17 protein-coding genes are annotated in these 20,937 nt (G+C 63.8%); 8 read left to right on the top strand and 9 right to left on the bottom strand.

Annotated features, from left to right (window positions below; translation table 11 throughout):
- Nucleotides 1-10: 10 nt before the first annotated feature.
- Nucleotides 11-631 carry a hypothetical protein gene (locus PX52LOC_RS26765; RefSeq protein WP_178132574.1) on the top strand — a complete coding sequence of 207 codons (621 nt, stop codon included), beginning with the start codon at nt 11-13 and terminating at the stop codon, nt 629-631.
- 6 nt (nt 632-637) lie between these two features.
- Here the strand turns inward: PX52LOC_RS26765 and PX52LOC_RS26760 are convergent, their stop codons facing one another.
- The 3 genes from PX52LOC_RS26760 to PX52LOC_RS26750 are packed head-to-tail and all read right to left on the bottom strand — an operon-like array spanning nt 638 to nt 4,956.
- Entirely contained in the window at nt 638-2,518 is a 1,881-nt protein-coding gene (locus PX52LOC_RS26760) for an aspartate kinase (RefSeq protein ID WP_149112963.1), read from the bottom strand.
- 36 nt (nt 2,519-2,554) lie between these two features.
- Nucleotides 2,555-3,757, bottom strand: a complete 1,203-nt coding sequence (locus PX52LOC_RS26755) for a class I SAM-dependent methyltransferase (RefSeq protein WP_149112962.1) — start codon at nt 3,755-3,757, stop codon at nt 2,555-2,557.
- Between the two features lie 8 nt (nt 3,758-3,765).
- Nucleotides 3,766-4,956 carry an N-acetylglucosamine-6-phosphate deacetylase gene (locus PX52LOC_RS26750; protein ID WP_149112961.1) on the bottom strand — a complete coding sequence of 397 codons (1,191 nt, stop codon included), beginning with the start codon at nt 4,954-4,956 and terminating at the stop codon, nt 3,766-3,768.
- Nucleotides 4,957-5,084: 128 nt separating this feature from the next.
- Here PX52LOC_RS26750 and PX52LOC_RS26745 point away from each other — a divergent pair, with 128 nt between their 5' ends.
- Nucleotides 5,085-5,921 carry an SDR family oxidoreductase gene (locus PX52LOC_RS26745; RefSeq protein ID WP_149112960.1) on the top strand — a complete coding sequence of 279 codons (837 nt, stop codon included), beginning with the start codon at nt 5,085-5,087 and terminating at the stop codon, nt 5,919-5,921.
- Here PX52LOC_RS26745 and PX52LOC_RS26740 read toward each other — a convergent pair.
- The 6 genes from PX52LOC_RS26740 to PX52LOC_RS26715 form a co-directional block, all read right to left on the bottom strand.
- A complete protein-coding gene (locus PX52LOC_RS26740) occupies nt 5,911-6,966 on the bottom strand; it encodes an HlyD family secretion protein (protein ID WP_149112959.1) in 1,056 nt (351 codons plus the stop codon). The genes PX52LOC_RS26745 and PX52LOC_RS26740 overlap by 11 nt on opposite strands.
- An 11-nt stretch (nt 6,967-6,977) precedes the next feature.
- On the bottom strand, nt 6,978-8,114 hold the full coding sequence (locus tag PX52LOC_RS26735) for an ABC transporter permease (RefSeq protein ID WP_149112958.1): 1,137 nt from the start codon (nt 8,112-8,114) through the stop codon (nt 6,978-6,980).
- A gap of 105 nt (nt 8,115-8,219) precedes the next feature.
- On the bottom strand, nt 8,220-9,185 hold the full coding sequence (locus PX52LOC_RS26730; RefSeq protein WP_149112957.1) for a PhoH family protein: 966 nt from the start codon (nt 9,183-9,185) through the stop codon (nt 8,220-8,222).
- 74 nt (nt 9,186-9,259) lie between these two features.
- Nucleotides 9,260-10,099: a phosphatidate cytidylyltransferase gene (locus PX52LOC_RS26725; RefSeq protein WP_149112956.1), complete on the bottom strand. Its 840-nt coding sequence runs from the start codon at nt 10,097-10,099 to the stop codon at nt 9,260-9,262.
- Nucleotides 10,100-10,103: 4 nt separating this feature from the next.
- Nucleotides 10,104-10,880 carry an isoprenyl transferase gene (locus tag PX52LOC_RS26720; RefSeq protein WP_149112955.1) on the bottom strand — a complete coding sequence of 259 codons (777 nt, stop codon included), beginning with the start codon at nt 10,878-10,880 and terminating at the stop codon, nt 10,104-10,106.
- A gap of 9 nt (nt 10,881-10,889) precedes the next feature.
- A complete protein-coding gene (locus PX52LOC_RS26715; RefSeq protein WP_149112954.1) occupies nt 10,890-12,185 on the bottom strand; it encodes an adenylosuccinate synthase in 1,296 nt (431 codons plus the stop codon).
- 178 nt (nt 12,186-12,363) lie between these two features.
- On the opposite strand from PX52LOC_RS26715, the gene PX52LOC_RS26710 reads away from it, so the two are divergent.
- The 6 genes from PX52LOC_RS26710 (at nt 12,364) to PX52LOC_RS26685 (ending at nt 20,900) form a co-directional block, all read left to right on the top strand.
- Nucleotides 12,364-14,373 carry a prolyl oligopeptidase family serine peptidase gene (locus tag PX52LOC_RS26710; protein ID WP_149112953.1) on the top strand — a complete coding sequence of 670 codons (2,010 nt, stop codon included), beginning with the start codon at nt 12,364-12,366 and terminating at the stop codon, nt 14,371-14,373.
- A gap of 30 nt (nt 14,374-14,403) precedes the next feature.
- On the top strand, nt 14,404-16,170 hold the full coding sequence (locus PX52LOC_RS26705) for an alkaline phosphatase family protein (RefSeq protein WP_149112952.1): 1,767 nt from the start codon (nt 14,404-14,406) through the stop codon (nt 16,168-16,170).
- A 118-nt stretch (nt 16,171-16,288) separates the two neighbouring features.
- Nucleotides 16,289-17,422, top strand: a complete 1,134-nt coding sequence (locus PX52LOC_RS26700) for a CotH kinase family protein (RefSeq protein WP_149112951.1) — start codon at nt 16,289-16,291, stop codon at nt 17,420-17,422.
- An 89-nt stretch (nt 17,423-17,511) separates the two neighbouring features.
- Nucleotides 17,512-18,210 carry a hypothetical protein gene (locus tag PX52LOC_RS26695; RefSeq protein WP_149112950.1) on the top strand — a complete coding sequence of 233 codons (699 nt, stop codon included), beginning with the start codon at nt 17,512-17,514 and terminating at the stop codon, nt 18,208-18,210.
- A 75-nt stretch (nt 18,211-18,285) separates the two neighbouring features.
- Nucleotides 18,286-19,722: a dihydrolipoyl dehydrogenase gene (gene lpdA, locus PX52LOC_RS26690; protein ID WP_149112949.1), complete on the top strand. Its 1,437-nt coding sequence runs from the start codon at nt 18,286-18,288 to the stop codon at nt 19,720-19,722.
- Nucleotides 19,722-20,900: a hypothetical protein gene (locus tag PX52LOC_RS26685; protein WP_149112948.1), complete on the top strand. Its 1,179-nt coding sequence runs from the start codon at nt 19,722-19,724 to the stop codon at nt 20,898-20,900. Before lpdA ends, PX52LOC_RS26685 begins: the two co-directional genes overlap by 1 nt.
- Nucleotides 20,901-20,937 lie beyond the last annotated feature (37 nt).

Raw genomic sequence — 20,937 nt, 5'->3', positions numbered from 1 at the left:
GGAACATGCCATGCGGCAGGGTGCGATGGTTATTGTCGGCGTGACAGGTATGGCCCTCGGCATGGTGGCCACGATGTTTTACAGCGGGCAACCGCGATCCGTGGGGGCCGCGTCCAACGACCGCTACCAGGACTACGTGATGTCCACCGGGGCGGTCACGATCAACCCGCGGATTCAGACCGATGGCGTCTGGTTGCTCGATTACAAGTCTGGCAAGTTGCTCGGGACCGTCATCGACAAGACCCAGGGGAAGATCGTCGGCTTTGCGGAAGTCGATCTCGCGACGGAGTTCGGTGTCGAACCGCGGCAAGACGTTCACTTCATGATGACGACGGGGTACGTCACGCAGGGCCAATCGGCCCTGTACATCGCCGAGACGACGACGGGCAAGTTCGGCGTCTACACGATGGGCGCGGGCACGAACGGGAACAACATCGTCATCCGCCGGCACGACATGACGAACTTCCGCCAGACGGGCACGACCGCCCCCGCGGCAGACTCGGCCGGGGCCTTACCCCGCGATCCGGCCGGCGGTTTGCCCGCCGGCGTGCCGGTGATCGCGCCGCAAACGCTGCCGCCGACGCCGACGATTCCGGCCCCGGCGGCCCCCGGCTCGCCGATCATCAAGTAACGGCCGTCAGCCGATCTCGAAGGCGTCCTTGAGGCACGCGGCCGCTTCTTCGCCGCGTGCCTTGTCGATGACGACGCCCAGGCACACTTCGCTCGTGTTAATCATCGCGATGTTAATGCCGCGATCGGCCAGCGCCCCGAACATGGTCTTGGCCACGCCCGTGTGGGACCGCATCCCGACGCCCAGAACGTACAGTACGGCAATCTCCGCGTCGCCGACCGCCGCACACTGCGGGTCGATGGTCTTGGCCATGTCCTGGGCGAGTTTTAATGCTCGCGGCAGGCTCTCCCGTGGCACGGTGAACGATAGTTCCGCCTTGCCCGGCCCGGTCATGTTCTGCACGATCATGTCCACCAGAATGCCGGCCTCGGCGATCGCGGTGAAGAGGGCGGCACAGTTCCCCGGCCGGTCGGGCAGGTCGGAAATCGTGATCCGGCTCTGATCGCTGTTGAGGTGAACGCCGCTCACGAGGATGTCTTCCATCCCCTCCAATTTCGCGACGGCCGAGGCGCGGTCGGACGGGGCCGTTGAGACGAGTGGCGCGGGACGCTTCAGGAAGTCGCCGACCGCCTTGCCCGCCCCCTTCCGCGGCTGCGAGAGACCGAACGCCGAGTGAATCGCGCGGAGGGCCTGCCGCCCGCGGACCGCTTTGCGACTTTCGAGGTGAGCCTTTTTGATCGGCTCGCCGCCCGGGTCTTTCGTGTCCTCGGCGACTTCGTCCTCTTCAATCAGCACGCTGATCTTGATGTCGCCGGTCGTGATCATCTTCAGGTTGATCTTCTCGGCCGAGAGTGCCCGGAACATCTTCTCGGCCACCCCGCTGACGGTCCGCATCCCGGCCCCCACGATCGACACCTTGCTAACCTTGCCCATCTCGCGGAGGGTCGCGCCGAGTTCGGTCACGATGGGCGAGAGGGTCTTGATGGTCTTCTCGCGGTCGGAGTTGATGACCGTGAAGCCGATCGTCGCCTTGCCACCGGACCCCACGCTCTGCGCGATCATGTCCACGGCGATGTTGGCCGAGGCGAGTGCGGAGAAAATCTTGTGGCTCACGCCCGGCCGGTCCGGCACGCCGTCGAGGATGAGACGAGATTCGTCGTAGGCGAGGGCCGCACCGCAGACGGGGATTTCCGTCATCCAATCGGCCTCGGGGACGATCCACGTCCCGAGTGCGTCCGACTGCGCGTTCCGGACCATCAGCGGGACGTCGAATTTCTTCGCGAACTCGATGCTCCGCGAGTGCATGACGCCGGCTCCCATGCTCGCCATTTCCAGCATCTCGTCGTAGCTGATGGCGTCCATCTTCCGGGCGTCGGCGACGATCCGTGGGTCGGTCGTGTACACGCCGTCCACGTCGGTGAAAATTTCGCACTGCACATCGTACCCGGCCTGCTTCAGTGCGGCAGCGACGGCGACGGCAGTGGTATCCGACCCGCCGCGGCCGAGGGTCGTGATGTCATCGAGTTCGTCCGTGCCCTGGAAGCCGGCGAGGACGACGATGTGCCCGGTCGTCAGGGCTTCGACCAACCGCGACGTGTCGATTTTCTTGATGCGGGCCTTGCGGTGGGTGCTGTCGGTCACGATGCCGATTTGCGGGCCGGTGAGGCTAATCGCCTTCTCGCCGAGTTCCTGAATCGCCAACGCCGTGAGCGCAATGCTGATCTGCTCGCCGGTCGCCAGGAGCATGTCCATCTCGCGGGCCGACGGCGTGGTGCTGATCTCGTGCGCCTTCGCGATCAGGTCGTCGGTCGTGCTGCCCTGAGCCGAGACAACCACCATCACCTGGTGGCCGTCGTGCTTGGCGCGGATGGCCTTGCGGGCCGCTTCCAACACGCGGGCCGCGTTCTTCACACTGGAGCCGCCAAATTTTTGCACCACAAGAGCCACGGTTCATCCTCGCAGGTCGTTCGCTTCTGAGTGAGTTTACGAAGGCAATGGTCGGCTGTCTGTTGTGGCTACCGCCCGGTTGCCGATGATCGCGACGGCGTTACCGTCACAGACGGTCAGCAGCACGGCTCGGTGTTCGTCGCCCTTTAACTTCCAGCGGCGGACAAGCTCATCGGTGTCCACCGACGAACCGCGTTTGATCGGCGTGACGCGGCCGATGTTGTGCGACCGCATCCACTCGCCGAGGCGCTTCGCATGAAATGGCAGCGTCTCTTCGACCTCGTATGCTGTGGCGAACGGCGTCTCGGCGAGTCGATCCGAGGTGACGAACGCGACCTGCGAGTCGAGAAGTTTGCCGTCGATCGTCTGTGCGAAATCGGTCACGAGGCCCGACCGCGTAACGGCGGGATCGGGGTCGTAAACGTACCGGAGCGGCTGATGAATCGGTGGAGCGGGGGCCGGGCTCTCGGCCGCGAGAGTCTGACCCGTGGGGAGAACGGTGGCCCGCCGGGCAGAGGTCCGCAACGGCCCGAGCCAGATCACGCATTCCTTGAGTTCGCCGTTCAACGAGATGAACTCTGCCTCGCCGTCGAACTGCATCAGATCGTCCTGCGGGACGCCGGGGGCGAGTTTGATCCCCGCCGGGAAATCTGATGGGAACCGCGCGAGGACGGCCTGCGGCGAGGGCAGGTAGTCGGCGACCGAAAGGAACCGCCGGCCGTCGGCCCGCCGCGACGGGTCGCAGAAAATCGCGTCCACCGTCGGCCGTGAGTCGGTCAGCACGTCGGCCACCAAGACCTGACTTTGCTCAGCGTGGCCGCACGCCGCCAGGTTCGCCTCGGCCATGCGGGCCCGTAACGGGTCGCGGTCGATGGCCGTCACGTGACAACCTGCGGCCGCGAGCGCAATGGCGTCCGCACCGATGCCACAGCACAGGTCAGCGACCGTGGCGTAATCTCGGAAGCGTTTGGCCCGGTGTTCCGCCACCGCGGACGAGGACGATTGTTCGAGCGCCTCGCGGGTGAAGTACATTCGCTTGGCGAGCGGGAACTTGCTCGCGGCCTTGCCCCGCAGGATCGCGGTTTCGACGGCGGCCTTCGCGAGATCCGCCGGGTACTTCTTGCGGAGTTTTTCGAACGTCGGCAGGAAGGCCGCCTCGCTCGGTTGCCAGTCCATCGCGGCCGCGAGTGCGGACTGCCCGACGGGTGACAGCAGTTCTTCGAATGTCTTGAGGTCCATGAGGTTAGTTAGTGAACTCGGTGGCCGCCGACGTAGACTTGTTCCACTTGCAATTCTGCGTCGAGCACGACGAGGTCGGCTCGCTTGCCCACTTCGATGCTGCCGAGCTGCTGATCCAGGCCGATGATTTTCGCAGGCGTCAGGCTGGCCATGCGGATGATTTCGTGCAACGGCGCCTTCGTCGCGTTCTTCATCGTGCGGACGCAGTAATCCATGCCCATGACGCCGGATGCCAGGCCGCTCCCGTCCAGCGTGACGCCCGCACCGTCCAGGCGGCGGATGCGTTCCCCCGACCCTTCGGGGCCGAACCAGTATTCGCCGTCCGGCATGTCCATCGCCCGCATCGTGTCCGTCACCAGAGCCAGCCGGTCGGGGCCTTTCAACTTGTAGGCGACGCGCAACAGTGAGTCGGCGAGGTGTTTGCCGTCGGCGATGACTTCCGTCGTGAGTTGGTCGGTGACGAGCGTCGTTTCCAGTAACCCCGCCCGCATCGGGAAGGCTTGCTGCTGCCGCAATCGGGCGCGGTCGGACATCGCACAGAACAGGTGATCGACGTGCCGGGCACCCCATCCGACGGCGGCTTCGACCTGTTCCATCGTCGCGTAACTATGCCCGATGTTGACGTGAATGCCCCGCTCGCGGCAGGCCCGCGTGAGAGTCTCGGCATCGGGCAACTCTGGGGCGATTGTCACAGCCAGGGGGAAGGCTGCATCGTAATCGTGGAACCCCGCGACCTGCGAGGCGGCCGGCCGCAGGAATGCCGCGTTCGGGTGACACCCCTTCGCGGCCGGCAGAAAGTAGGGGCCGTAGAGGTGACTTCCCACCACCCGCGCGCCTGTGGTCACGTCGCCGCGCATCTGCTGGCACAGGGCAAGAAACTGATCGTAGTCTTCCGCGGCGGCCACGGTACTCGTCGGGGTCAAAGCCGTTGTGCCGTGTTTCGCGTGACTTTGGCAGACTCGCCGAAAGGCGTCCGGCGTCAGGTCCATGAAATCGGCACCGCCGCCGCCATGGACGTGCAGATCGACGAAGCCGGGGCTCAGATACTTGCCTTCGAGATCGATGGTTTCGGTGGCAGAGAACGACTTCGGGTCGCCGAAGTTTCCGATGCGGTCGCCCACCAACGCCACTGCCCCGGCCTTTTGAACCCGATCCGGGAAGATGACGTTGGCATTCAAAAACGCAGTCTGGTATCGCATCGTGCCACTTCGTTAAAGTCGGAACCTTCGGTTCAACCGCCCAAGATTCCCGCCCTCGCCCGGCCGGAACCGCTAGTGAAGTCGCCGGCGTTCCTCTAAAAATGACAACATAAGACTGAGGAGACACGATGGCACGGCGGGAACTGTCGGGATTGCGGGTTTTAGTCACGGGCGCGTCTCAGGGGATCGGCCGAGCCATTGCCACGACGGCCGCGAAAGCCGGTTGCAAGGTGATCGCCTCCGCGCGGTCGGCCGAGATGCTCGCGGAACTCGCGGCCGATGTGCGGGCTGCTGGCGGGACGATCGAGACGGTCGCCTCGGATATCACGAAGTCGCAAGACCGCGAGGCGATGATCGCGGCCGCCCAAAAGCACTTTGGCGGCTTGGACGTGCTCATCAACAACGCCGGCATTGGTGCGACCGGGCACTTCATGGACTCGGACCCGCAGGTCTTGCGGGACATCTTCGAGACAAACTACTTCGCCCTGTGCGAACTCACCCGGCTCGCGATCCCGCTGCTGAAGCAAGGGCGGACGCCGCAGATCGTGAACATCTCGTCGGTCGTCGCCCGTCGGGCTTACCCGGCCCGATCGCTGTATTCCAGCAGCAAGTTCGCGGTCGCGGGGTTCAGCGAAGCCCTCCGGTCGGAGTTATCGAAGGACGGTGTTGACGTGCTCGTCGTGAACCCCGGCCTGACGCAGACGAACTTTTCGAAGAACATGCTCGAGGCGAAGGCGAAACAGTCACTCGACCACAAGCGCGGCATGACCTCGGAGGAGGTCGCGGAGGCCACGCTCGCCGCGATGCGGAAGGGGTCGAACGAGATCACGCTGACGCTTCAGGGAAAGATGCTCGTGCTCGTGACGCGGTTCTTCCCCTGGCTGTTCGACATCTTCGCGAAGAAGAAAGTGCGGAAATTGTTCGCGGAGGAGATCGCAGCCCGCAAAAAGGCCGTCACTTCGTGATGCGGATGAGCATTCGTTGACCGATCCGCAAATTGCTAGGTGACCCGTCGAGTTCGATCACGACTTCGGTCGTCCGCACGTCGTTCAACTCGCCGGGTTCGAGTAGGATCGAGCGCTTCTGGGCCACCCACCCCGCGATGGTTCGCACGCGGCCGTTCCAAGTCGGGGAATCGGAACGGGCGTCGTCACGAACGGCGGCCTTCATCCCCTCCTTGACGCGCCCGAGCGATGACTGTTCCACGTCGGCCCGGATGATCAGTTGACTACTCGGGGCGAACAGAATCGTCGGCAGCGGCAGGCCCGGCGAGAGTGTCGCCCCGACGGCCGTTTGAAGCCGCAGGATCGTACCGTCGCTGGGGGCCTTCAGAACGCAATCGAGGACGGCTTTCTCCGCCCGTTCCACGGTCACATCGGCGGCTTCTTTTTTCGCTTGCAGGGCTTTCAGTTCGAGCTCCGGGTCGATCTTCCGCAACTGCTCGAGTTGCAAACGCTCGGCGTCGGCGAGCAACTTCCCACTCTTAATCTTGGCCGCGAACGCTTCGACATCCGCCTTCGTGATCTGCGAGGTGACTTTCGCCCGTTCCTGCATCTGTTCCAGTTGCTTCTCGGCCGCCCCCACTTCCGCGTCGGCGGCTTCGATCTTCTTCTGTTGCAATGCGATTTGATCGGGGTGCTGTTTGAGGCGAACTTGGGCCGCTTCGATCTCGACTTGCACGGCTTTGACCGCCGCTTTCGCTTCCTTAACGGCCCCGAGGTAAGAGGAGTCGTCCAGCTTGAGGATCGCGTCGCCCTTCTTCACGACGGCACTTTCCTTCACGTGAAGTTCCACGACCCGGCCAGGCACGTTGGGGTCGAGGGAGAACGTGGAGCCATCGATGTCGACGCGGCCGTTGCACACCACGTCGAGGTCTTCGAGGGCCGGCCCGGTGCTGACGGGCGGCGGGGCAGGGCGGGTGAAGTACCACGTCGGCCCGGCAATGGACACGACCAGGAGTAGAATGCCGAGCCAGATAATCACGCTCGGGCCGCGGTGTTCGTTCGCCATGACGGGCGTCCTCAGCGAAGGTTGTGGGCCGGGTCGACGTTCTGGAACGACCGCAATGCCGCCAGGCCGGACCCGATGGCCATGACCATCGTAATCAGGATGGCGATGCCGATCACCAGCGGGTGGAGCATGACCTGGGTGCCCATGTAATTCGCCGCTTGTGCGATGACGAACGTCACCGGGGCGGCCACCATGACCCCGAAGAGGCCGACCCAGAAGGACTGTTCCAACACGGACAGTTGCAGCCGCCACCGCGGAATGCCCATCGCTCGAAGCGTGGAATACTCGCGGAGTGAAGCCGCCGTCGCCGCGTAGAGGGTTTGGCTGGTCACGACGGCTCCGACCAGCAGGCCGAGGAGAGCCGTGAACCCGACCGTGACCCCGGCCTTCGTGGTGAACAGCCAGTGCATCCGCGACCGCCAGGAGAAGTCGTCGGCCGTGAAGGCCGTCAACTGCGAGTACCCTTTCATCCGCAGCGTCATCCGCTTGGCGTCTTCGGGCGTCCCGCACTTTGCCACAATGTAGGTGGCCTCGCCGGGGAAGTACTTCAACAGCACGCGGGCGTTCTCGTTCGAACAGAAGACATACGGGCCGCCGAGACTCTTATAGCCGTGTACGAGGCCGACGACCGTAACCCGCTTGCCGAGAATGTCGGCGTCCTGACCGACGCCCGTGATGTTCAGCCGCCCCAGTTCCGATTCATCCACGGCCACCGTGAAGGGTTCCGACAGCCGTGCCATCAGGTCGGGCTGTTGCCGCAATCCTTCCACTGCGGCCAGAGAATCCGGGCCGAGGGTCGAACCGACGACCGTGCAGACTTCCGGCGTGGCCGGGCTCTGAGTGGACGAGACTCGGGTCCAGAGCGAGAAGCCGATCATCGCCAGTTCCGCGCGCTCGACTTCCGGCTGCTCGACCACCCGCGTGACCCAGCGGTCCGGCAACGGCCGGCCCAAGTCCACGCTCCGCACGCCGGGGTAGCCGACCCACACGTCCGCCCGCGACTTGTCGATGGGCAAGGACATCATTGCCAGTAGGCCGATAACCAGTCCGCCTTGCACGGCGATCAGCACGGCCGAAAACGCCACCGCGAGAATCGCGGGGAGAAAGCGGTTGCGCTCGAACCAGATCGTCGTGAGAGAGTAACTCATCGGCCCTGTCCAGCATCGCAGAATCCGCGCGAAGAGCAAGGACCGCGCGGTGCGGTCGGGCCGACCGCGTCCGTCGTTTGAGAAACTGTGGCGGATGGAACAATCTTAGCGGGCCGGTGTCCGCTTCGGCCGGCCGGATTCGTCGTCGTAGGCTGCGACGATCTTCGCCACGATCGGGTTGCGGACGATGTCGCCTTCGCCCAGATGAACGATCGACACACCCTCTACGTCCCGCAACCGCGTGACGGCGTCGGCCATCCCGCTCTTGATCGTCCGCGGCAGGTCCACCTGAGTCATGTCGCCGGTCACGACGACCTTCGACCCGTGCCCCATCCGCGTGAGGAACATCTTCATCTGGGCCGTCGAGGCGTTCTGCCCTTCGTCGAGGATGATGCACGCACCGTTCAGCGTGCGACCCCGCATGTACGCCAGCGGGACGATCTCGATGATGTCGTTCTCCATGTACCGGCGGACGGTGTCCGGTTCCATGATGTCGTTCAGCGAGTCGAACAACGGCCGCAGGTACGGGTTGATCTTCTGAACGAGGTCGCCCGGCAGGAACCCCAGTCGTTCGCCGGCTTCGACGGCTGGCCGCACGAGGACGATTTTCTTCACGGCCGTCGAGCGGAGCAGGCTGACCGCCCACCCGACCGCGAGGTACGTTTTACCCGTCCCGGCGGGGCCGACACAGAGGACCACGTCGTGCGTCTTCATCGCCTGCACGTATCGCCCCTGGCCGTCGGTGCGGGGCCGCATGTACTTGCCGGTGTCGGTCACGGCCAAGCTGGTCGTGCCGCCGCGCACGTCGTTGCCGCGGATTACTTCCAGCACCGTTCGCACGTCCTCGGCCGTCAGTTTGCCCGACTTCCGGAGCACGAGCCGCAACTGCTGGAAAGCCCGCTCGGCGTGTTCGCAGGCTTGTTCCTCCCCGTCGATCTGGATGGTGTCGCCCCGGGCGACAATGCGGACGCCGAGGGCGTCGCGGATCATGCGGAGGAACTGGTCGCGCGTGCCGAAGAGGATGACCGTCTCTTCGCGGCTGTCGAGCGTCAGGGTACGGGTCGTGGGCATCAAATCCGCCGGGTTGAGCTAGGGGGATATTCGGTTCAGACAGTCGAACGCCGAGAAAGGTTCTCGGGCGGCGGTCACGCGGTGAAAAAGAGGTACGCCACCGGGGCCGCAAATATCACAGAGTCTACCACATCGAGGACTCCGCCAAACCCCGGAATGCTTTTCGAGGCGTCCTTGATCTGACAGTCGCGCTTGAGCATCGACTCCGCGAGGTCGCCGAAGACGCCCATCAGGCCGACACACAGCCCGAACGCAACGGCCCGGAGCGTGTCGTGATGGAAGAGTTCGGGGGAGAGGTATCGGAAACCGACGGCCGTCGCCATGGCCGCGAGCATGCCGCCGGCAAAGCCTTCCCACGTCTTCTTGGGGGAGAGCAGGGGGGTCAATTTGTGCCGGCCGAACGCCATGCCGGTGAGCAGCGCGAAGATGTCGCCGACCTTCGGAACGAAGATCGCGGCCGCGAGCGCCGCCCCTGAGACTTCGACCGGCAGCCAGCGCAACTGCACAAGAAAACTCGGCAACAGGCCCAAATAGGCGAACAACAGGACGGAAAACGCCACCCGCCGCGACGAGTGGCCGTCTGCCGAGTACGTCCCGATCTCGTACAAGAAGGCGACCAACACGGCGGCCACGAACGCCCCGATCACGCATTGCCACGGTGCGGCAATGCCTTGCGACAGCACGGAGAACCAGTTCGCCGCGAGAACCAGCGGCACGCCCAACGCAACGACCGGCGCGGCCGGTCGGTCCCCGGCGGACAACATCCGCCAGAATTCCTGGGTGCCGAACCAGCCGAGGAAGAGAATGGCGGCGAGGAGAATCGGGTAGTGCGGGGCGAAGAAGGCATCGCCGAACAGGACGCCGGCCGCCGCCGCGGCCAGGAGTGAGCCAACCCAGATGCGAGTTCGGAGCATCGAGTTAAACGGCTCCCTTGACGGGTTGCAAGCCGCCGAAGCGGCGCTCGCGGTTGGCGAAATCCTTCAGCGCCTCGTGCAACGTCGCGGCGTCGAAGTCCGGCCAGCACTTTTGCGTGACCCAGAGTTCCGCGTAGGAGATTTGCCAGAGGAGGTAGTTGCTGACGCGCATCTCGCCGGCCGTGCGGATGAGCAGATCGGGGTCGGGCATCCCGGCCGTGTAGAGGGCATTGGAAACGGTCGCCTCGTCGATGGTGTCGGCCGCCAGCGTCCCGGCTTGTACCTGTCGCGCGACCGACCGCATCGCATCGACGATCTCCGTGCGGCTGCCGTAGTTGATCGCGAGGCAAAGCGTGAGTCCGGTGTTGTCGCGGCTCAGCCGGATGTTCGTGTCCATCTCGGCTTGCACGTCGTCGCTGATTCCCTCTCGGCGGCCGATGACCGTGAAGCGGATGTTCTCGCGCAGGATGCGATCGCGCTCGGCGAGAAGGTACTCCTTCAGCAACCCCATGAGCATCGCGACTTCGGCGGCCGGTCGCTTCCAGTTCTCGACGCTGAAGCAGTAGAGGGTGAGTTGTCCGAGGCCCAGGTGGCAGCACTCGTCAACGATGTCGCGGACGATCTGCGTGCCACGAACGTGACCGGTGAAGCGGGGATCGCCGCGTTCGACGGCCCAACGCCCGTTGCCGTCCATGATGACTGCGATGTGCCGCGGCATCCGGTCCGGGTCGAGACCAACGGATCGGACGTGGGCGGCAGCTTCGGTAGGGGTGAACGGCATGGGGGCAGTTTACAGAATGATCGTCTGGTCGCGGTCGGGGCCGATGGAAACGAACGACACCTTCTTGCCCATCAGCTCGCCGATGCGGTCGACGTACTTGCGGGCCGCCGCTGGCAGGTCCGAGAGTTTGCGAACCTTCGTGATGTCCTCCGACCACGCCGGCACCGTTTCCAGGATTGGCTTGCACCGCTCCAACTGGAAGGCGTCGCTCGGGAAGTGTGAAATCCGCTCGCCGTCGAGTTCGTAGTGCGTGCAGATCTTCAGTTCCGTCAGGCCGCTAAGAACGTCCAGCAGCATGACCGAGACTTCATCGACTCCGGCGAGTTTGCTCGTGTAGCGGGCGGCGACCGCGTCGAACCAGCCCACGCGGCGCGGCCGGCCGGTCACGGTCCCGAACTCTCGGCCGATGGTGCGAATGCGGTTGCCGATGCCGTTCGGGCCGTCGTCAAGTTCGGTGGGGAAGGGACCGCGGCCAACGCGGGTTGTGTACGCCTTCAAGATACCAATGATGCGCGTCACGTCGCGGGACGGCACGCCGCTGCCACCCCAAATGCCGGACGGCAGGCTGCTGGAACTGGTCACATAGGGGAAGGTGCCGTGATCCACGTCGAGGAGGCTGCCCTGGGCGGCTTCGAATAGTACCCGCTTGCCGGCCGCGATCGCGTCCTGGAGCAATCGCGGGGTGTCGGTGACGTGCGGCTTCAGTCTCTCCGCGTAGCCGAGGTACTCGTCGCAGAGCTTGCTCGCGTCGAAGGTCTTCGCGTCGGGGTTGCCGTTGGCGAATGCGGTGATGAGTCGGTTCTTGTTCGGAACGATGTAGCTGAGCCGTTCGCGGAGGTAGTTCGGGTGGAGCAAATCGCCGACGCGGATGCCGAACCGCCGGCCGACCTTGTCTTGATAGCACGGCCCGATGCCGCGGCCCGTCGTGCCGATCTTGCCGTCGCCGTCGGTTTCCGCCAGGCGCTCTTCTTCCATGTGGTACGGGAAGATCACGTGAGCGTGATCGCTCACAACGAGGTTTGCTCCGACCTCCACGCCGCCGGCCCGCAACTTGTCCACTTCCTCGATGAACCGCGGCGGGTAGACCACCACGCCGTTGCCGATCACCGACTTCACGTGTGGCTTGAGCACCCCGGTCGGCAACAGCGACAGCGCGAACTTGCGGTCGCCCCAGACGACGGTGTGCCCGGCGTTCGCGCCGCCGTTGTAGCGGACTACGAAGTCGTGTTGATCGCCAAGGATGTCGACGATCTTGCCTTTCGCTTCGTCGCCCCATTGCAAGCCGACGACACACGTTGCGGACATGAGAGAAATCCAGCCGGTGTAAACTCAAGTGGTGGAACCGAGTGCCGGTCACGGCCGGCACGAAGTTGGGGCGGCAAGCCCAACCAACACGCTAGGTTGCCCCCGCGAATGCGTCAAGTGCGGGGTGGCCAGGAAATGCCCGCAACATACAGTTGCACCATCCCACCTGGAGAAATGCATGTCCTCGCGCCGACCCCTCCTCGCCGCACTTGCCGCCGCCGTTCCCCTCTTCGCCCTCAGTCTGACGAAGGCCGACGGCCCGGCCGACAACAAGATCGAAAACGTCCGCTCGGTTCCACCGAAAGGGTCCGCGATTGCCGAGGAGGATTTGAAGGAATTGCGGTCGGGTTTGGAGCAACTGAAGAAGGAGATTGACGGGTTGAAGGGGCAGGAACTCCTCCCGGACGTAGAGATCTACTACCAGGCGGTTCACTACGCGGTTGACTTCAACGAGCTGTACGTCACGAAGGACAACACGGGGAAGGTCACTCGGAACGACGTGCCGACCGCGAAGAACCAGATCAAAACCGGGCTGAAACGCGCCAAGGAACTGAAGGACGGCAAGCCGAGTTGGACGACCGCGACCGGCCTCGTTGTTCGGGGATATCGCTCCAAGATCGACGGCAGTCCGCAGCCCTACGGCTTGGTGATTCCGAAGGAATACGACTACGCGGGGACGAACAAGCACCGCCTCGACTTCTGGTGGCACGGCCGGTTCGAGAACACGCTGGAATTGTCGTTCCTCGCCGAACACGAGAGAAGCGCCGGCCAGTTCACGCCCGCCGGGGCCATTGTCGTTCACCCCTACGGCCGGTTCAGCAACGCGAATAAGTTTGCCGGCGAAGTCGATTCGCTCGAAATCCTCGATCACATGAAGAAGCACTACCGCATCGACGAGAGCCGCATCGTCGCCCGCGGCTTCAGCATGGGCGGGGCGGCCTGTTGGCAGTACGCGGTCCACTACCCGACGCTGTTCTGTGCGGCCGCACCGGGGGCGGGCTTCGCCGAGACACGAGAGTTCTTGAACGACTTCCAGAAAGAAGACGTGAAACCGACGTGGTACGAAAAGAAACTCTGGGGGATGTACGACGCGACCGACTACGCCCAGAACATCTTCAACCTGCCGACGGTCGCGTACAGCGGCGAGATCGACAAGCAAAAGCAGGCCGCCGACGTGATGGCCCGCGAGATGAAGAAAGTCGGCCTCGAACTGACGCATATCATCGGCCCGAAGACCGGCCACAGCTACGAGAAGAATGCGAAGGCCGAGGTCATCAAGAAAGTGGACGAGATCGTCGCGAAGGGCAAAGACCCGCTACCGAAGGAGATCAAGTTCACGACCCGCACCCTCCGCTACAACGAGTGCGCGTGGTTGCGGATCGACGGGTTAGAGAAGCACTGGGAGCCGGCCACGGTGATCGGCAAGCTCGAAGGCAATAAGTTCACCCTGACCACCAAGAACGTATCGGCTCTCACGGTCACGTCGCCACTCGTTACCGCCGAACTGCACATCGACGGCGAACTCGCCGTCGCGTACAAGTCGTCTGCGTCCGAGGCGGCTAACCGCGAACACCCCAACCGGCTTCGGTGCGAGAAGACTTCGGGCAAGTGGGTCGGAGTGCATAACGAGTCGCTGGCATTGAAGAAAGTCCACGGCCTGCAAGGCCCGATCGACGACGCCTTCATGGACGCCTTCCTCATGGTCAAGCCGACCGGCACGCCGATGAACGAGAAGATCGGCAAGTGGGTGGACGGCGAGATGAACCACGCCGTCGAACAGTGGCGGAAGCAGTTCCGCGGCGACGCCCCGGTGAAGGCCGACAAGGACATCACCGAGGACGACATCAAGAACAACAACCTCGTCCTCTGGGGCGATCCCAAGAGCAACGCAATCCTCGCGAAGATCGCCGACAAGTTGCCGATCAAGGAGTTCGGCGATTCGACCGTGCAACTTCTGATCTACCCGAATCCATTGAATCCGAAGAAGTACGTGGTCCTCAATAGCGGGTTTACCTACCGCGAGTACGATTACCTCAACAACGCCCGGCAGGTGCCGAAACTGCCGGACTACGCCGTCGTAGACGTGACCACGCCACCGAACTCGCGGTGGCCCGGCAAGGTCGTGAGGGCCGGGTTCTTTGACGAGCAGTGGAAGTTGCAGGCCGACGACGGGCAAGGCAGCAAGTAGACACGGGTTCTGGACTTTCGAGGTGGAATTATGACAGCCGCTCGGTTTGCTCGGCTTTTGCTCTTGCTCTCGCCGGCCCTCGGCTTGGTCGCGGCCGTCATTTGGTTCGTTGCCAAGCCGATCGGCGGCAACTCGCCGAGCGGCGACGGCGGTGAACCGGCCGCCGACAAGGGCGGCAAGTTGGTCGTGTTCATCGTGTTCGACCAGATGCGCGGCGACTACCTCGAACGATGGAAACAACACTACGGTTCGGACGGCTTCGAAAAGCTCAAGCGCGACGGCGTCTGGTTCTCGAACGCCCACGTGCCCTACGCGGCCTCCTCCACGGCCCCCGGCCACTCTTCGCTCTCGACCGGCGCACCGCCGTCGGTCCACGGCATCATCGAGAACAAGTGGTTCGAACGGTCCCGCGGCAAGGTCGTCACGTCCTGCACCACGGACGAGGCGTACGAGCGAGTGCCCCCGGGCGGCAACGCCGTCCGCGACAAGTGGCCCGCTCTCGCGCCGACCCGGCTACTCGCGCCGACGGTGGGTGACGCACTGTTGGAACAACGTAAGGGTGAATCGCGGGTTTTCAGTCTCTCGCTCAAGGACCGCACGGCCGTGCTGATGGGCGGGAAGGAGCCGAACGGCGTGTACTGCTACGATGCCAGCATCGGCGAATTCCACACCTCCAGTTACTACCGGAAATCCTTGCCCGCGTGGGTGGACGCCTTCGACCGCGCCCGCGTGGTCTACCGGTGGGGTGGCAAGACTTGGGACCGGTTCAAGCAGGTGTCCATCTACGACGCCCTCGGTCCCGACGACATGCCCGGCGAGGGCGGCCGGAGTTTCATGGGCCAGCGAGTGTTCCCGCACCGCCTGCCGGAGGCGAACGACCGGAGCGTCAACTACTTCGACGCGCTCGAATACTCTGCCTACGGGAACGACCTCCTGTGGGAGTTCGTGAAGGCCGCGATCGAAGGGGAGAACGTCGGCCGCAACGGCACGACGGATTTGCTCTGCGTGAGTTTCAGCACCAACGACATGATCGGGCACGCTTTCGGCCCCGACTCGCACGAAGTATTGGACATCACCCTCCGCTCCGACAAACTCATGGCCGACGTACTGGTGTACCTCGACCAGCGCGTCGGGCGGGATCGGTACTCGCTCGTGATGACCGCCGACCACGGGGTTTGTCCGCTGCCGGAAGTGGCGGTCAAGACACACCCCGAAGCTCGGCGGCTCAGCATGTCGGACTTCATCGGCGGGCTCGACGAACACCTCGACAAAGTCTTCGGCAAGAAGGACGACGTACCCGGTCAGTGGGTCGAGCGCGATGCGCCCGTCCGCGACTGCTATCCGTGGATTTACTTGAACCGCCGCACCATCGAAGCACTCGACAAGACGTACCCGCAGGTTGAGGAGGCCGCGGCGGCGTGGCTGCGCGAACGGCCGACGCCGTTGACAGTGTTCACCCGCACGCAACTGCTGAACGGTACGTTCCCCACGGCCGAGAAGGACTTCGGTGCGATGGCCCAACTCTCGTTCCACCCCGACCGGTCCGGCGACCTGTACATCATCGCCCCGGCTTACAATTTGGTCCTCGGCGCAATCTCGCACGGCACCGATCACGGCACCCCGCACGAGTACGATCGACACATCCCGATCCTCGCCTACGGTGCGGACGTGCCGAGATTGGGCGAGCGCAAGGACGCCGTGAGTTCGCTGAGCATTGCCCCCTATCTCGCCCAGTTGCTCGGAATCTCCCCCCCCGCGAAGGCGTACGACAAGTCACCCGCCGCGCTCGCCCGGTGACATTCCTTGCCGTTCGTGAAGTTTCTCGGAAGAGTCTGCCGAGCGAGATTTGTCCGTTGACAATCCCGCCCCGTTTCTGACGCTAAACAAACCTCATGAGTTGTCCCGGAGTCGCGCGATGAGTTGTACCCGCTGGATGGCGAGTTTCACGGTCTTGTTGCTAGCCCCGTTCGCGAACGCCCAACCGAAGGACTTGGCGGCCGACTTCTTCAAGCCGGCGGGGCCGGTGCCGAAGGTCGCGATCACGCTCGACCCCGAGAGCCTGAAACTGCTAGGCAAAGACCCGCGGAAGTACGTCTCGGCCACGATTAAAGTCGGCGATACAACCTACCCGGACGTGGGCATTCACCTGAAGGGGGCTGCAGGCTCCTGGCGCGACTGGAACGACAAGCCGGGGCTGACGCTGAACTTCAACAAGTTCAAACGCGCCCAACTCTTCAACGGTTTGGACAAGATGTATCTCAATAACAGCGTTCAAGACGAGAGCTACCTTCACGAACTCTTGGCGAACGAACTGGCCCTGGCAATGGGCTTGCCGGCCACCCGGTGCGCGCACGCCCTCGTCGAGCTGAACGGGCGGAAGGTCGGCATTTACGTCATGAAGGAAGGCTTCGATGCTGGTTGGCTGAAACGGCACTTCAAGGACAGCGCCGGCAACCTCTACGACGGCGGCTTCCTGATGGACATCAACGGCGAACTCAAACTCGACCACGGGATCGACAACGGCCGCAAGGATTTGAAGGCGCTCGTGAAGGCGTGCAACGAGGGGGACGCCAAGAAGCGGTACGAGGCCGTCGGAAAGTTGATCGACGTGGACCTGTTCTGCGCGAACGCGGCCCTCCAGATCGTCGCGACCGACTGGGACGGGTACATGCGCAAGCCGAACAACTATCGCATCTACTTCCCGAAGGACGGCAAGGGGGTGTTCATCCCGCACGGCATGGACCAGTTGTGGCAGAACCCCGGCGAGGGCCTCTGGCAAGGTTGGGGCGGCATGGTCGCGCGGGCCGTCCTCGATTCCCCCGAGGGGAAGAAGACAACGCTCGCCAAACTCAAGGAGATGCAGGACAAGTATTTCACTGTGGAGAAGTTGAACAAGCGAATCGACGAACTCGTCCCCCGCCTCAAGGACGCGATGAAGACGGTCGACAAGAACTGGCCGAAGAACTATGAGAACGAAGTCCGCGGGCTGAAAGAGCGTCTCAAACAGCGGGTGGAGTACCTGACGAAGGAAGTCCCGAAGCTAAAGTAGCACCCCGAGATTCCCTGAAACTGCGGTTCAATCGCCGGCGCGGGGTGGGTAAGATCGGGTCACATCGCCATCCCCCCCGAGTGCCCCCCATGCCCGTCACTTTTGCCTGCGGTTGCGGCAAGACACTCAGAGTAGCGGACGAACACGCGGGAAAGCGTGTCAAGTGCCCTGCCTGCAACGGCGTGGCGGTCGTGCCGCAGACCGCGGTCGAAGACTTTGAAATCGTTGAAGACGTACCACCGCCCAGGGCAACTCCCGTTGTCGCGAAGGCCCGCCCGGTGGTCGCCACGCCGGCGAAGCCGCCGAAGAAAGACGATGACGATTTCGAAGTCGTGGACGACGACGAACCGCCGCGAAAGAAGAATTCGGCCCGCTCCGAAGAAGATGACGACGAACCGCCGCGACGGGGAAGAAGTTCGAAACATCGTGACGAGGATGACGACGACGAACGTCCTTCGAAAAGAAAGTCGCGTGCCCGGTCGGACGAAGACGACGAGGAAGACGACCGCCCACGCAAAAGGCGGAAGGAAAAATCCCGGCGGACGGCGGGGAGTCAAGCCTCCGGCGGGAAGCGCCTCATTTCAATCGTCGGTGGGATCATTGCGGCGATAGCTGGCGGGGCGTTGGCGTACTACGTCTGGGACAGTGAGGCCGGCGGTCGTGGGGCCGGCAAGGCCATCGTATTCGGTATCGTCCTCGTGGTGGGCGGGATCGGGGCGGTCTTCAACGGCCTGTCCGGCAACTTCGGCGACGGCGAGAACGCCAACGACGACGATGACGACGATTGACCGGGGCGAGTTTCGTACAATGGAGTAGGCGCAGGGGGCCACGGTGCCCCCTGTTTCAATTCCCGGAGTGCCGGCATGTCGGACGTTCTCGAAACACAGGTTCTCGTCATCGGCGGCGGGCCGGGCGGGTATCCGGCCGCCCTCCACGCGGCCGACCACGGCTTGAAGGTGGTGCTCGTTGACGAAGACCCGAAACTCGGCGGCGTGTGCCTGAACCGCGGGTGCATCCCGTCGAAGGCCCTACTGCACGTCGCGAAGGTGATCCGCGAGGCCCACGAGGTGGCCGAGATCGGCGTGTCGTACGGCGAGCCGAAATTGGACCTCGACAAACTGCGGAACTTCGTCCAGCAGAAGGTCGTCGGCAAGCTCACCGGTGGCATTGCCCAGTTGTGCAAGGGACGGAGCGTCGAGACCGTCAACGGCCACGCCGAGTTCGTGGATGCCAACACTGTGAAGGTGACCGGGGCGAACCCGAAGACGGTCCGCTTCCAACATTGCATCATCGCGAGCGGCAGTCTGCCCGCGATGCCGAAGACGTTCGCCATCGGCGATGACCGCGTGATGGACAGCACAGGGGCATTACTACTTCCCGACGTGCCGAAGACGTTGCTCGTCGTCGGCGGTGGTTACATCGGCCTCGAAATCGGGACGGTCTACGCCGCCCTAGGTACGAAAGTCACCGTCGTCGAGTTCCTCGACAGCATCCTGTCGATGGCCGATCGCGACCTCGTTAAGCCGCTGGAAACGAAGCTCCGCGGGCAGTTCGAGAACATTTACGTCAGCACGAAGGTTACCGGCGTTGAGGCCACACGCGAGGGGATCGTCGCGAAGCTCGAAGGCAAGGACGTGCCACCGCAAATGACGTTCGACCGCGTTCTCGTCTCCGTCGGTCGTCGGCCGAACTCGCAGAACTTGGCACTCGAAAAGGCCGGCGTGAAGGCGAACGAACGCGGTTACATTCCCATCGACAAGCAGCGGCGGACGAACGTGCCGCACATCTACGCGATCGGCGACGTCGGCGAGGAACCCGGCCTCGCGCACAAGGCGACGGCCGAAGCCCGCGTGGCCGTGGAAGCGATCCTCGGCGAGCCGGCCGAGTGGAACCCGCGGGCGATCCCGGCGGTCATCTTCACCGATCCGGAAATCGCCTGGGCCGGGATCACCGAGAAGGAAGCGCAGGAGAAGAACGTCCCGCACGACGTGTTGAAGTTCCCGTGGGGGGCGAGCGGGCGGGCGGTGGCGTTGCAGATCACGAACGGCCTCACGAAGATGCTCGTCGACCCCGAAAGCAAGCGCGTCCTCGGTGTCGGCATCGTCGGCACGGGGGCCGGGGAGATGATCGCCGAGAGCGTCCTCGCCATCGAGATGGGGGCCGTCGCACGGGACGTGCTGGAGAGCATCCACCCGCACCCGACATTGTCGGAAACGATCATGGAAAGTGCGGAACTCGCCTACGGCGCGGCGACCCACGTGGCGAAGCCACGGAAGGCCGCGAAGGCGGGGGGCGGCTGATGTCGGTGCGCGTGGTGTGTCCGTTTTGCAACGCCGTCGTCGAGGGCGCGTCGGAAGGGCGAACCGCCTGCCCGCGTTGCAGCGAATCGTTCGACGCCGCCACGGCTGAACCGGCGGCCGAAGATGCGGTGACGGCATCGCCAGCCACCACGACCGCACCCGGCTTCCTCTACAGTCGCACGGCGGTGTTTCTGTCGCTCGGTTTGGCCGCCGCGATCCTCGGCGTGGGCCTGTCCATCATCCGGCCGTGGGAATCGCGAACGCCGCCGCGACAAGAGGTGAAACTGCCGGTCGTCGTTTCGCCGCTGGGGTTGTCGGGCTTGACCTACCTCCCGGCCCGGACAAACGTCGTCGCCGCGATTCAACCGATGCCGCTTTTGGCTTACGCAGCTCAGAACAAGATCGATCCGCGGAGGTTCCTCATCGAATCGGGTGTACCCGAGGCGGTGCTGTCGAAGCTCAGTCAGGCCGGCGTACCACTTGACCAGATCGATCACGTCGTCGTCGGGGCGGCCGTCGGTTCCGAGGCGGGGAAGAGTCTCCCCACCTTGACGGCGTGCCTGAAACTGACCCGCCCGCTCGCGGACGAAACCAAGTTCCTTACGCAATTGAAGGCCGAGAAGAGTAGCCAGGAGTCGAAAGGCGGGCGGACCGTCTACGCCGTGCAACTCGGCCTGCCACTTTATCTCACGCGCGTTGACGACCTCACGTACCTTCTCGCCTTCAGTGACACGAAAGACTTCGCCCTCATCGACAAGCCGATGCCGGCCGGTGGGGGCCATCTGCCGGCCCAGTTACGAGAGGCGATGACGAGCAAAATCAGCCCCGCCTCCTTTGCGTGGCTTGCGACGGACAGCGAACCGTGGACCGAAAAAGACGCCGTGAAGTTGTTGCTGACTGTAAACGCCGCTCTGAAAAATCGCTTCGCGAATCTGACTTCGTTTCGCGCAATCGCCGTCGGCCTGTCGATGGAACCCGACCCGCAACTCCGCCTCGGCATCCGCACGGCCGACCCCGCCGCCACGGCCGCAACGCAGACCTTTCTCAAGGACAAATTCACCGGCGATGGCGTCGCCTTCAACGGGGACCCGGAATGGGCCGTTGTGCAAATGCCGTTCGACCCCAAGACCACGCCGCTCAAAGCCATTTTGAGCGAATGGATGAACGCGAAACCCTGACGGTTCGGTGGGCCATTTCTCACACTTTTCGTTGCAT

Source organism: Limnoglobus roseus, assembly GCF_008254045.1.
Lineage (GTDB): Bacteria > Planctomycetota > Planctomycetia > Gemmatales > Gemmataceae > Limnoglobus > Limnoglobus roseus.
The sequence above is the reverse complement of the archived record's forward strand: the minus strand, read 5'-3'. Positions and strand labels throughout refer to the sequence as shown.

Excerpts from the sequence above, each read along its gene's own strand:
- PX52LOC_RS26750 (WP_149112961.1), bottom strand. The coding sequence starts at position 4,956 with ATGCGATACCAGACTGCGTTTTTGAATGCCAACGTCATCTTCCCGGAT.
- PX52LOC_RS26695 (WP_149112950.1), top strand. The coding sequence starts at position 17,512 with ATGCCCGTCACTTTTGCCTGCGGTTGCGGCAAGACACTCAGAGTAGCG.
- PX52LOC_RS26705 (WP_149112952.1), top strand. The coding sequence starts at position 14,404 with ATGACAGCCGCTCGGTTTGCTCGGCTTTTGCTCTTGCTCTCGCCGGCC.
- PX52LOC_RS26755 (WP_149112962.1), bottom strand. The coding sequence starts at position 3,757 with ATGGACCTCAAGACATTCGAAGAACTGCTGTCACCCGTCGGGCAGTCC.
- PX52LOC_RS26745 (WP_149112960.1), top strand. The coding sequence starts at position 5,085 with ATGGCACGGCGGGAACTGTCGGGATTGCGGGTTTTAGTCACGGGCGCG.
- PX52LOC_RS26715 (WP_149112954.1), bottom strand. The coding sequence starts at position 12,185 with ATGTCCGCAACGTGTGTCGTCGGCTTGCAATGGGGCGACGAAGCGAAA.
- PX52LOC_RS26735 (WP_149112958.1), bottom strand. The coding sequence starts at position 8,114 with ATGAGTTACTCTCTCACGACGATCTGGTTCGAGCGCAACCGCTTTCTC.
- lpdA (WP_149112949.1), top strand. The coding sequence starts at position 18,286 with ATGTCGGACGTTCTCGAAACACAGGTTCTCGTCATCGGCGGCGGGCCG.
- PX52LOC_RS26685 (WP_149112948.1), top strand. The coding sequence starts at position 19,722 with ATGTCGGTGCGCGTGGTGTGTCCGTTTTGCAACGCCGTCGTCGAGGGC.
- PX52LOC_RS26740 (WP_149112959.1), bottom strand. The coding sequence starts at position 6,966 with ATGGCGAACGAACACCGCGGCCCGAGCGTGATTATCTGGCTCGGCATT.
- PX52LOC_RS26765 (WP_178132574.1), top strand. The coding sequence starts at position 11 with ATGCGGCAGGGTGCGATGGTTATTGTCGGCGTGACAGGTATGGCCCTC.
- PX52LOC_RS26710 (WP_149112953.1), top strand. The coding sequence starts at position 12,364 with ATGTCCTCGCGCCGACCCCTCCTCGCCGCACTTGCCGCCGCCGTTCCC.
- PX52LOC_RS26720 (WP_149112955.1), bottom strand. The coding sequence starts at position 10,880 with ATGCCGTTCACCCCTACCGAAGCTGCCGCCCACGTCCGATCCGTTGGT.
- PX52LOC_RS26730 (WP_149112957.1), bottom strand. The coding sequence starts at position 9,185 with ATGCCCACGACCCGTACCCTGACGCTCGACAGCCGCGAAGAGACGGTC.
- PX52LOC_RS26700 (WP_149112951.1), top strand. The coding sequence starts at position 16,289 with ATGAGTTGTACCCGCTGGATGGCGAGTTTCACGGTCTTGTTGCTAGCC.
- PX52LOC_RS26725 (WP_149112956.1), bottom strand. The coding sequence starts at position 10,099 with ATGCTCCGAACTCGCATCTGGGTTGGCTCACTCCTGGCCGCGGCGGCG.